The 11,373-nt window shown below is 32.5% G+C and carries 11 protein-coding genes and 1 pseudogene; 2 read left to right on the top strand and 10 right to left on the bottom strand.

Features of this window, described 5'->3' with window-relative positions; all coding sequences use genetic code 11:
* Window positions 1-275 precede the first annotated feature (275 nt).
* From DW269_RS10200 to DW269_RS10185, 4 genes are all read right to left on the bottom strand, one after another.
* Window positions 276-863 (bottom strand): RNA-guided endonuclease TnpB family protein, encoded by a 588-nt coding sequence (locus DW269_RS10200; protein ID WP_233503288.1) that lies wholly within the window; start codon window positions 861-863, stop codon window positions 276-278.
* Window positions 864-870: 7 nt separating this feature from the next.
* A complete protein-coding gene (locus DW269_RS10195; protein ID WP_117459671.1) occupies window positions 871-2,439 on the bottom strand; it encodes an SIR2 family protein in 1,569 nt (522 codons plus the stop codon).
* Between the two features lie 350 nt (window positions 2,440-2,789).
* Entirely contained in the window at window positions 2,790-3,374 is a 585-nt protein-coding gene (locus DW269_RS10190; RefSeq protein ID WP_117459669.1) for an ImmA/IrrE family metallo-endopeptidase, read from the bottom strand.
* 13 nt (window positions 3,375-3,387) lie between these two features.
* On the bottom strand, window positions 3,388-4,272 hold the full coding sequence (locus DW269_RS10185) for a DNA-processing protein DprA (protein ID WP_117459667.1): 885 nt from the start codon (window positions 4,270-4,272) through the stop codon (window positions 3,388-3,390).
* Window positions 4,273-4,386: 114 nt separating this feature from the next.
* Between DW269_RS10185 and DW269_RS10180 the strand changes: the two genes are divergently transcribed.
* Window positions 4,387-4,608, top strand: a complete 222-nt coding sequence (locus DW269_RS10180) for a DUF6718 family protein (protein WP_117459664.1) — start codon at window positions 4,387-4,389, stop codon at window positions 4,606-4,608.
* A 276-nt stretch (window positions 4,609-4,884) separates the two neighbouring features.
* Here the strand turns inward: DW269_RS10180 and DW269_RS10175 are convergent, their stop codons facing one another.
* From DW269_RS10175 to DW269_RS10150, 6 genes are all read right to left on the bottom strand, one after another.
* Complete coding sequence (locus DW269_RS10175) at window positions 4,885-5,118, bottom strand: hypothetical protein (protein WP_117459662.1); 234 nt, start codon at window positions 5,116-5,118, stop codon at window positions 4,885-4,887.
* Window positions 5,099-5,800, bottom strand: a complete 702-nt coding sequence (locus tag DW269_RS10170) for a DUF3990 domain-containing protein (RefSeq protein ID WP_117459660.1) — start codon at window positions 5,798-5,800, stop codon at window positions 5,099-5,101. Before DW269_RS10170 ends, DW269_RS10175 begins: the two co-directional genes overlap by 20 nt.
* A 26-nt stretch (window positions 5,801-5,826) precedes the next feature.
* Window positions 5,827-6,390, bottom strand: a complete 564-nt coding sequence (locus DW269_RS10165) for a shikimate kinase (protein WP_117459658.1) — start codon at window positions 6,388-6,390, stop codon at window positions 5,827-5,829.
* 135 nt (window positions 6,391-6,525) lie between these two features.
* Window positions 6,526-7,470 (bottom strand): NmrA family NAD(P)-binding protein, encoded by a 945-nt coding sequence (locus tag DW269_RS10160; protein WP_117459657.1) that lies wholly within the window; start codon window positions 7,468-7,470, stop codon window positions 6,526-6,528.
* 181 nt (window positions 7,471-7,651) lie between these two features.
* Window positions 7,652-9,250, bottom strand: a complete 1,599-nt coding sequence (locus DW269_RS10155; protein WP_117459655.1) for an ABC-F family ATP-binding cassette domain-containing protein — start codon at window positions 9,248-9,250, stop codon at window positions 7,652-7,654.
* Window positions 9,251-9,620: 370 nt separating this feature from the next.
* A complete protein-coding gene (locus tag DW269_RS10150) occupies window positions 9,621-10,172 on the bottom strand; it encodes a PBECR4 domain-containing protein (RefSeq protein WP_117459653.1) in 552 nt (183 codons plus the stop codon).
* 547 nt (window positions 10,173-10,719) lie between these two features.
* On the opposite strand from DW269_RS10150, the pseudogene DW269_RS12805 reads away from it, so the two are divergent.
* Window positions 10,720-11,373: pseudogene (locus DW269_RS12805) on the top strand (hypothetical protein); the annotation flags it as partial.

The raw sequence follows: 11,373 nt of genomic DNA, 5'->3' as shown, positions 1-11,373 counted from the left end.
ATCGCCCCCACAGTGGACTTTCACCACCTAGATATATGCCATGCCCGGCATACAAAAGAAGAAGCCAGATTCCTCTGACTCCTTTCACTGTATACTTGCAAAATTATGATCATTATGTATAATACTTGTCAACTACCCATGACCTTTAGGTCGTGGGCTTGTAACTGCCTAGTCGTACTAACGATTTACACCTCCGACCTTTAACCCCAATAGATATTGCTATCTTAAGTGGCGTTACATCATAGGGTGGTTGACAGCACCCTTTGTAGCAGAGTTTACTCTGTTACAACTGTATTAGGTACTTGGCTATCTGCAAGATAGTTTATTCCCATACGATACAGATTCATAGCTCCAATGCGGTCATCATTAGATTTATAGCCACATTTTTTGCAGGTAAACAGATGTATCTTCTTATTGCGGTTAGACTTTTCAATGTGTCCACAGCAAGGGCAGCACTGGCTTGTATAGCGAGGATCTACCTTAATAACAGAAGACCGATTCTGTTTCGCTTTGTAGATTAGTTTTTGCTCAAGGTCATAGAAAGACCACGATACAGAAACATAACGGTCCTTTGTTTTAACACGTTCTGTAGCATTACGAATACCTGACAAATCTTCCAATACAAAGAGAGTGTGCTTTGGGTTGTTTTCAACGAGTGCCTTCGATACCTGATGGTTAATATCCTGCATCCAACGGTTTTCTCGCTGACCGATAGCTTTTAGTCTTCGTCTTGAGGATGGCGTATGTCGCATTTGGAGTTCTTTACGAAGCTTGGAATAGTTAGCACGTTTCTGTTTAATAGCTTTACCACTAACAAATCCATACTTATGTTTGCTGTCATAAGTTGCAACAACAAAGTTAATACCTCTGTCAATTAGAGGCTTTTTTGCTTTCTCCTTTCAAATAATCATAGATTCTAATCAACCTTCTTAAATTTGTTCGAGTAGAAGGTTTAGAATTCTTTAATATATCGTTATCTTTTTCAAACTGAGTTTTTAAATAATTTTCTAATTCAATCAAATTTATTTGTTCTTTTTTCAAGTAAGCTATACACAGCATTTGCTTATCTATATCAGGTATTTCCATTAAAATACTTTCTATGTCAATTTGAGGGTGTCTACTACGTGCTCTCTCTATTGTTTTAGAAATAATATCTTCAAAATCTTTTACCAGCAACTTATCAATCCCTTCTATTTTCTTGTATTTATCCTCATATAAAGAATTAATTGGTAATATACCCGAAACTTGTTTTGCTAGTGTTGGCGCATAATCCAATAAATCTTTTATATCATATTTAAGATCATGTATTACAATATTTCTATACCATTGATCTGTAGAAATGCCTTTTAATCCATCTAAGCTAATTGTCTCTGTTGTGCCTATAGAAATTACTAATTCATCATTTGGAACTCTATCATCATCAATTGCAGCAACTCTAATATTATTAGTAGGTTCATTTGATAATGTGAATAAATATAGTTCATCTTTTAATAATCGCAGTAAACGAACGGGTATTTTCATTTTCTTTTTTCCGATTGCATTATAAATTAATGAATAATCAGATAGGGTTATCTTTGTCATTGTAATCATTTTATTATCTTCAAATGCAAACGATGATTCACCAATGTCATATCCTTCCATTTCAGCATCATATTCAATAAAAATAAACCTTTTTTTCAATAATTTAACCTGTTCATTTGACATGCATTTTACTATAGAGCTTAAAATATCTCTAATATTAGTATCTGAGATAGAATAACCCATAAAAATAATAGGATACTCCATGAATATAGTAAGTAGCTTAGCGGCCAAATATTCACGCTTCTCTTTAAATTCTTTATAGTCCTTTTCGTTAATAACTATAGATTGAGGATCATTTAGAGAACCATGAATTTTATAAACTTCTGCAATACCTTGTAATTGAGAAAACAAAAGTGCCTGCTGACCTATATATATTTTATACTGAGACAAATATGTTTCAAAAAACAAATCATAATTTGTTGTAATAATTCCAGCAATTGACTTTTTCGCAATATTGTTCAATAAAGTAACTTCATCTTTTAGTTCTGGGCATAACACTGATTTTTGTTTTAGATAATAACTCAGTTCAGCCTTAAATGGAGAACATCCATTCTCTACCTTTTCAGTATATGCTTCATCTAAACTTCTAATTTCAGGGTTACGAAACCATTCTTTGTTAAAGTCTTCCTCTATAAGTGATGCTATTTTAGGATTAATACCATATGGACTATTTTCAAAAGATGCTCGATCTTCATAAGAACGGTATGCAAATGAATCTTGGTTTAATTTATCAACCATTACTTTTAATAATCCCGTCCAGTCTGGTAAATTATAATATCTTCTAGATAATCCAGAGCCAACAAATAAAAACGGTATTGTATCTAAACTTTCAATTAGTTGTTCAATTGTTTTGTTCATATAACCATCCTTTCTCACTGACAATTATATAATAAAATTCTTTTAAGCGATATGTTAATGTTATCAATTCATAAGTAAATTAGCCCCACCCTTATATCCCTTTCTAAAGTTGTTGAGGCGAAACAATACGACTACTGCTTTGTCATAGATTATGAAAATACTCTCTTCTAAATTTAGAATAAGCCTTCTATATTATCTATACCCTTTATATGTAAAGATTACTTAATAAAAATGCATATTAGTTTTTATCTCTTCCTACTTATAGAATCATGAACATTCTTGCAATAAAAAAATAAGCCAGATTTCTCTGACTTATTCAAGCTTACACTCATAAAGAATCTGATTATCCTTTAAAGCTTTGTATTTATCACTTGTTTTGAACGTCTTTGTACTGCAACTTGGGGTGCATTAAATGTATTAGACAATGCATGAATAAGAAGTACTGGATCATTAATATTGTGAGATAACTCAGTATATGCTTCTTTGAAGGATGTTATTGGCATTAATAAAGCATCCGCAAAACGAATAGCTCTTAGTTCTATATCATTAATTCTGTATGTATGAGAATACTCATTACTTGGATTACTATCATAAATGTAATGAGCCAACTCATAGCATAAAGAGAAAAGAATTTCTTCATCAGTATATTCATTACTTAAAATAATGACCTTATTACTTTTGTATTTATTAATAAGTTGATTGGATATACCTATTGTTGCTTTGATATGGTAATCATTGAATTTTGTAGTATAGATATTAAAGCCTAATACTTTCGCAATTCCCATTACTGGTACTCTTCTTTTGTTGAGCTTAAGATTGTATTCTGGATTATTCAAGAGAGTATTAAGTAATTCTTCAGCATCAATATCTATTTGATTGTAATCAAAGCAATTGAAGAAATCATGTTGTTTATAGTTTTCTATTTCAATACACATATATGCTCTCCTTTTAATCTATTTCTTTACTTAATAGTTCTAATACTTCTTTTATATTCTTAAAGGTATGTGCTCCCTTTTGTATATACTTTCTAGGCCATAAGAGAGAAGATTGTAGTAATGAGTAAGGTATCAAGATGTCTCTACCTTGCTTTATACAGTGATCCGCTTGTCTTAATGCCCCACTTTTCTCTCCTGCTTCCATGATAATAGTCGCAATAGAAATACCACTCATAGTCGCATTTCTTGTAGGAAAATTCCATTTGTATACTTTATTACAGGGTGGGAACTGTGATACAACAAGTCCATGTTTTTCAATTGTGCGTTGAAGGTTTTTGTTTTCTTTAGGATAGTACTGATTAATAGGTGTTCCTATGACAGCTATAGTTCTTCCATTGTTTTTTAATGCTGTATGGTGGGTTATTGTATCTATACCTTTCGCAAGTCCTGCATTGACTACTATATTTCTTTTTACTAATGCTTTAACAAGTATTTCTGTTTTTTCCATTGATTCCTTAGAAGCATTTCTACTCCCTACTACACTAACAGACTTTTCATTTAATAAACGTACATTGCCTTTAAGGAATAAATATGGTGGTGCTGCTGGAATCACAACTAATAGTTTAGAATATATCTCATCACCTTTTTTTACTAATATAACATCTTCTGGGAGAGTTTTGAAACTGTCCTTGACTCTTAGATAGGTATGATAGAAATCCTTCTCTGATACTTGTAATTGCAAGGATAAGTAAGGGATATTATGTATGAGACCACTTCTATAATTGAAGTGGCCTAATTGTGCTATAAATTGACTTGTTTTCTTATCGTTACAATTGAAATATTGTTGGATTGTATAATACAAAATCGCATCTCTTACATAAACATTATTGATATCCATAAGAACCTCCTTTATGAGTATTCTATTATTGGAATGAATGATTATCAAGAGAAGATAAACTATATTGCACTTATAGTGTGGAGCTAGTAGAATCAAGAAAGGAGGTGTATGCAGATGTGCTATCTTATTGCGAAAAGAATGTATAAACCTGGATGTATCGCATTACAGACAGAGCCTGGAGAAGAAATGGCAAAATTTGCAGATAGAATACAAGAAAGACTTGGGTATGATATAGAGATTATTACTATTAGTAGACCTACTGCATATGGGGAGTATGAACCTTATCGTTTTGTAAGTAGTTATGAAGAATTTGAGAAAGAAGCAAGTCTGCTTTAAGAGGAATCCTTAATGTTTAGGATTCCTTTTATGCTCTATAGACTAACTTGTATTTTGCTACTCGATATTTTTATGCATTACCTTTGCATTTTTATGACTTGTGCCTCTTAATGATCTTGAAACAATAAGCTCCCATTTACACCCATACTACGTGATTAAATAAAATATAGGAAACCCCTAGTTATTTTGAATTACCCAAGATATCAAATGCATTCTTGTCTTTTCTTTTAAACTCACTTGTCTACTTTCTTCAACCTCTCTATCAGTGTCGGAATATTAGCTTGCTGTTTCTTCATAGTATCTATCTGCTATATATTCCGCTGACTCTGCCCACAGACCGTTTTCTGTTTCCTGCAACGTCTTATATGTTTCCGATTTATAGAAACGTAATACAGCTTCTTCAAAACTGATTTGAAAATGTTCCTGTAATAATTTGACTACATCTCTGATCTGTATACATACATTCATTGTAATGTCTTTTCCGTTAAAACTATATATTTTCTCTGGCATAAGAAATCCTCCTAACCGGTTTCAAATATTCTAAGGCTTTTTCTGTATGAAAGGATACCTGATTATTTACTTTACTATATCGCAATCTCTCCACTGCCTCTTTCGCAGTAAGTATATTAGCAATATATAATTGTACAGTCTCCATGGTATTATCATCAGCTACAGGACCAATCACCACATCATACTCATGCTGTAGACCACCTTTACTTCTATTCAATTTAATAAATTCTAACCATTCTTCATTCAATGTATCAAAACGTTTTACTCGTAATGCAGCTACTTCTTCAAATACAAATTCATACACATAATACCTATCCTTCTTTTCTCTTAAAGAAAGTCGATATGCCCATTCTTTCGATTGGGAACGCAAAATGGTCGTATAAAATCCTTTTCCAAAATCACGACGATTATGTGATTTTTTTAAGTCTATTTTATCAAAATCAGAACATGTGCCATGGTAAACCATTAATTCTCTTGAATCCTCTGCTATCACTTTTTCCACATATTCCATGACTTCTTCAAAACTTATTTGATGAAGATATTCATGCTGAATCAGCATCTTCTCAAAAACCTGATTTTTGTGAAATAATTCGGCTACTTCATCACCGGTAAGATCATATTTTTCTGCATACGTTTCCATTACCTCAATGGATAACATCTCACAATCTGTCTGCACGCTCATCCTTCATCCCCCATTTCTAATTATTTTTATTTTAGTATACCACAATCGTCATTTTCCAAATTATACTCCATGATTATTCTATCCACAACTTCTTCCGGCAAATTGTTATTAACAAATACACGATTTTGTATCCCTATCTTAGCATTAACCATTCCGTACCAATCTAAATCTGCTTGAATTTCTTTCATATAATAATCTTTATTCGCATTTTTGTAATTATCATCAGTATAGATCTCGTCATTTTCATCACTAAATACAAGCCTCGAAAAAATATTCTCAGGAGTATCGTACAGCTCAATCAGCAAATTATCGTCCGAAATAATGCTTGTTTTAAAACTTTCAGTATAAGAAATGGGTGAAATTGCAAAGACAACATCTTCTTCCATTTTAATAATCTTCTTGATAATACTTCCTCGTTTCTGATCTCTCCACCGTAAATTCTCAGTGTTAACAAATTCCTCAAGAGACATTTTCAAGCGGTTTTTTACTTCTTCATCTAAATCGACAAACTTAATATCTAATCGTTCAGCAAGTAATTTCCCCACAGTAGTTTTTCCAACGTTAGAAACTCCGAATAAACATATCTTCATTCCTCTGTCCCCCTTTACTGATATTATGCCTTTTATTAATAAAGCGTTCAATACTATTATCTCATTCTAATAGCAATAATATATTTTCCTAGCCTTAAGAAGAAAAAGAGCGGATAATCCGCTCTAGTGTATAGTTTATTTGTCTTGAGAATGTCTTTCACCAATCTGGAATTCTTCATTATGATCAAACATATATCTTACTGAAATAGGTGTGTCTCCTGTTAGTTCAGTGAAGTCTTTTGTATGAATATCCATTTTACCTTCTCTAATAGCCTGTGCAAATGTAACCATGCCATCTGAAGAGAACGGTGCTTCTGAATCTTTTAGGAATACGCCATCAGTTGTTCTAGGAACACCCATTGCATCCCAGATCTGATAGTTTTCTTCATCAGTGACATTTACAAATGGTACATGGTTTCCTGTACTTACATCACCAATAGCACAGAATGTTGAAATAGTCATTAGTTCTAATCCATTAATATTCCATACCTTATGGTGGAATTCATTTGATCTATGTAATGCATAAGCTAATGCTTTAGCACAGTCCTTACGAGAAATATAAGCCATTAGACCATCACCTTGTGAATTAGTAAGTGGTGCATTCATATGAGCATAAGTAAAGTAGTTAGTAACCATTGCTTCAGCATATTGAGAGTTTCTCATGAACTGATAGTCTAAACCTACTTCCTGAATATATTTTTCAGTATAGATATGGTCTTTCTTTTCTACTGATGGGTTTGTTTCATCATCAGCATTTACTAAAGAAGTATAGATGATTTGTTTAACACCTGCTGCTTTAGCTGCATCTACAGCATTCTTATGTGCATTCTGTCTTTTAACACCAACAAATGGCATAGAGATTAATGCGAGAGCATCAGCCCCTTTAAATGCTTCAACTAATCCATCAGGATTATTAAAGTTAGTTACGTGTGTTTCTACACCCTTTTCAGCATATTTCTTTAGTGATTCTTCACTATAACCACAAAAGATTAAGTTTTCTACTGGTTCTAATGTTAGTAATACGTCAGCAGCTAATTGACCTAAGTTTCCATCAACACCAGTTAATAATAGTTTACCCATTTAGTTATCCTCCTATTTCTATAAGTAATATGATAATACTTTTAGAATCTGTTTATAAGTGAGTTTCAGATTTAGAAAATGATTTTTAGCTTCTCTAAGCCTTATAGGATGATACAGGTATTAACATACTCATCGTATAAGAACCTAGCCTCAAGAAGAAAAAAGAGCGGTTAATCCGCTCTTATGCTTCAAGTGTGTCCTTGTATTCTAGATATTCATCAAATGTAGATAGACGGTCAATTGTACCTTCTGCAGTAAATTCGATAATTCTATTCGCAATTGTCTGAACAAACTGGTGGTCATGACAAGTAAATAGAATGTTTTCTGGGAAACGCATTAAACCTTGGTTTAATGCCTGGATAGATTCTAGATCAAGGTGGTTTGTAGGTTCATCAAAGATTAATACATTGGCATCATGCATCATCATTTTAGCAAGCATACATCTTACCTTTTCTCCTCCTGATAAAACATTCGCTTTCTTTAATGCTTCATCACCAGAGAATAACATTCTACCTAACCATCCTCTTAGTTCCTGTTCATACATACTACCATCAGTAAACTGTCTTAACCAATCTAATAAAGATAATTCACATTCATTAAAGAATGCTGAATTATCTTTAGGGAAGTATGACTGAGTAGTCGTAATACCCCATTTATAAGAACCTTCAAAGTCTTTGTCTTCTCCCATGATGATCTTAAAGAATGCTTCTGTTGCTTTATCGTCTCCTACAAAAGCCACCTTTTCATTTGGAAGAATAGAGAAAGAAACATTATTAATAAGAGTTTCTCCATCTACTACTTTAGTAAGGTTTTCTACATTCAATACAATGTTTCCTACTTCTCTACCTGGTTTAAAACCAATGAATGGGTATCTTCTTAGTGATGGTTTCATGTCTGCCATTTCTAAGTTATCTAATAGTTTCTTACGAGAAGTAGCCTGTTTTGCTTTAGAAGCATTGGCACTGAAACGTGCAATGAATTCTTCTAATTCCTTCTTTTTAGCTTCTGCTTTCTTATTCTGATCTTTCATCTGCTGGATCTGCATCTGAGAATATTCATACCAGAAGTCATAGTTACCTACATATAGCTGAATACGGCTGTAATCAATATCAGCAATATGTGTACATACCTTATTCAAGAAATAACGGTCATGTGATACTACAATGACTGTGTTCTTAAAATTTAATAGGAAGTTTTCTAACCATCTGATACTCTTTAGGTCTAGATGGTTGGTAGGTTCGTCTAGTAAAAGAATATCAGGATTTCCAAATAAAGCCTGAGCTAATAATACTTTGACTTTCTGGTTACCATCTAAGTCTCTCATATACATGTCATGGTATTCTGTTGTAATACCTAAACCATTTAACATGATTTCAGCATCACTTTCAGCATTCCAGCCATCCATGTCTGCGAATTCACCTTCAAGTTCTCCTAGTCTAATACCATCTTCATCATTAAAATCAGCTTTAGCATATAGCTTCTCTTTTTCCTGCATGATTTCAAATAGTCTCTTATTACCCATGATAACTGTTTCTACAACTTTGTTGTCATCATAAGCAAAGTGGTCCTGTTTTAAAACAGATAATCTCTTATTAGGTTCAATAATTACTTCACCTTTGTTTGGTTCTATTTCACCTGATAATATTTTTAAGAATGTGGATTTACCAGCACCATTTGCACCAATAATCCCATAACAATTTCCTTCAGTAAATTTTACTGATACATCTTCAAATAAAGCGCGATCTCCGTATCTGAGTGATACATTATGTGTTGATATCATAGTCTACATTTCCTTTCGTACAGAGATGTATTATGCCATATTTAGTTGATTATGTCTAGTAAAATTGAGATATAGGTGATAGATAGAAATTGTAGTACTCTTATATAGAGAATGGAGACTAAAAAGACTATATATAGTGATTTTAATACTAAGATTACTATATGTAGTAAATAGAGAGTCTAAGATTACTACATGCATTAGATAGAGGAAATAATAAGTATTAGAACATAAGAAAACCTGATTGTGTGGACAATCAGGACAAGTATTAGTTAAATTTGAGTAGTCTTATTTTTATCAAGATCATTAAAAATTTTAACTGAAACTTTTTCTTCCAAATCACAACAGATACTTTTAAGAACTTTATAATTTTTCAAATAAACACAGTTCGAATATTTAGATTTTGAATTCTTTTCTTTAAAAAAATTGCCAAAATATTTTTCTTTTCATCAGCATTAGTTTGATTATTATTACGCAAACTTCTTGCATGGAGATCTTTTCCAGTAAATGCTACAACCATTTTATCATTAGTACTCTCTATTGCTAAAGGAAAATCTCGCGTTTTTGTATGTAAGTTAACTAAAACTAGATTCGTTTGAGCATTCGCATAAACAATCTTATTAATTTTCGTTATACGCATAATTTTCTTGCGAATCGTACCAAAGTCATAGCGCTGTTGGTTATTAATGTTATTTTCTGCTATAGTTCCTTTAATGCAATTTTTATAAAAATCCAAATCATTTAAATGGGAACGCACACCAAACAAATGAGCAAAATCTCCCTTATTAAATCTCACTTCATTATATTTGCCATCGTTAGTTACAATCAAAAAATCATAAGGTACTAGAAACTTTTCATAAAGTCTTGCACCTGCAATTATATCTCTAATAATTCTTGTTTTATTCGATTTGCTGAGACTGTGCATAAATATAGTTCTCCTTTAGACAAAAAAAGCAGGAAATTACCCGCTTAGTATCATAAAAAAATAACAGGTTTTATCCTGGTCGCCAGGCTCATATATCTGTTCGATATATACTCGGACGAGATTGTTTTTAAGACTATCTCTTGTCTACAGTTTATCTCCTAACTGCAAGGCTCATATATCTATTCGATATATACTCGGACGAGGTTATTTTGAATTCTACCTCTTGAATTCGACTTTTTACGGTGCCTGTTCACCGAGAATGTTACCATTCTTTTTTATAGTTGTAATTTTTTATGAGCAAATGAAAATGTTTATTGCTCAGTCTCTAAGCATAGATTACCACAATTCAGTATTTTGTCAATAAAATCAGTGTGTAATTTCAAAATTCTGAATTGTAAAATGAAACTGGAATTAAGGAATTGGGATAAAGGGGCATGCCCCTTTATCCCAATTCGCGCGGTCACAGGCCCACTATTCTCAATTTTTGTATAAAAAAAGTCCATAGAAATCGTATTATATAGTTACCACACTTTATAAGGAGATTTCTATGAACAGCATTAATATATCACAAAAAGCCAAAAATAAACACCTTAATTTTTCTCATTATGAATTCATCATCAATTCTTTGATTCAGTTCAATGCTTCCCATCCTGGTAAGCGTAACATTGGCAAGACTCAATTCATTAGAGATTTAGCTTCTACTGTAGGCACTACCGTCTCTAATGTCTATTCAGTCATTAAGGATGCCACTATAACTATCAAAGATACTCATCTTAAAATTCATTATGAACTTTCTGCCATGGCTGCATTCGAGAAAAGATCAAAGATTCATAAAATTCCAAATAACTCTAAATTTGAAGAATCAAAAGAGTTCATCTCTCTTGTCAAACAGGAAATTAAATCAAATAGATTATCCTCTATTGATGAGACTATAAACTATTTAAGGATTCATCAGCCAGACAGAATAAAGAATATGGTGACTGTGTCTACTAAAACTTTTTACAACTATGTACATCAGGGAAAAACATCCATCAAGCCTCTTGATCTTCCTCGCATGGTCAGAAGAAAGACAAAAAAGAACTGGAAGTCATACATTCCAAAAAGACAGAAAGGCACTTCCATTACCGAAAGGCCTGAATATATCAAGAATAGAGAAGAATTCGGACACTGGGAAGGTGATCTAGTTACTGGACCTAGAGAC

This window comes from Catenibacterium sp. AM22-6LB, assembly GCF_003435615.1.
Lineage (GTDB): Bacteria > Bacillota_I > Bacilli_A > Erysipelotrichales > Coprobacillaceae > Catenibacterium > Catenibacterium mitsuoka_A.
The sequence above is the reverse complement of the archived record's forward strand: the minus strand, read 5'-3'. Positions and strand labels throughout refer to the sequence as shown.

What these genes read in the sequence shown, in the direction of transcription:
- DW269_RS10180 (WP_117459664.1), top strand. Translation starts at nt 4,387, where the DNA reads ATGTGCTATCTTATTGCGAAAAGAATGTATAAACCTGGATGTATCGCA.
- DW269_RS10195 (WP_117459671.1), bottom strand. Translation starts at nt 2,439, where the DNA reads ATGAACAAAACAATTGAACAACTAATTGAAAGTTTAGATACAATACCG.
- DW269_RS10170 (WP_117459660.1), bottom strand. Translation starts at nt 5,800, where the DNA reads ATGAGCGTGCAGACAGATTGTGAGATGTTATCCATTGAGGTAATGGAA.
- DW269_RS10190 (WP_117459669.1), bottom strand. Translation starts at nt 3,374, where the DNA reads ATGTGTATTGAAATAGAAAACTATAAACAACATGATTTCTTCAATTGC.
- DW269_RS10155 (WP_117459655.1), bottom strand. Translation starts at nt 9,250, where the DNA reads ATGATATCAACACATAATGTATCACTCAGATACGGAGATCGCGCTTTA.
- DW269_RS10185 (WP_117459667.1), bottom strand. Translation starts at nt 4,272, where the DNA reads ATGGATATCAATAATGTTTATGTAAGAGATGCGATTTTGTATTATACA.
- DW269_RS10175 (WP_117459662.1), bottom strand. Translation starts at nt 5,118, where the DNA reads ATGCCAGAGAAAATATATAGTTTTAACGGAAAAGACATTACAATGAAT.
- DW269_RS10160 (WP_117459657.1), bottom strand. Translation starts at nt 7,470, where the DNA reads ATGGGTAAACTATTATTAACTGGTGTTGATGGAAACTTAGGTCAATTA.
- DW269_RS10150 (WP_117459653.1), bottom strand. Translation starts at nt 10,172, where the DNA reads ATGCACAGTCTCAGCAAATCGAATAAAACAAGAATTATTAGAGATATA.
- DW269_RS10165 (WP_117459658.1), bottom strand. Translation starts at nt 6,390, where the DNA reads ATGAAGATATGTTTATTCGGAGTTTCTAACGTTGGAAAAACTACTGTG.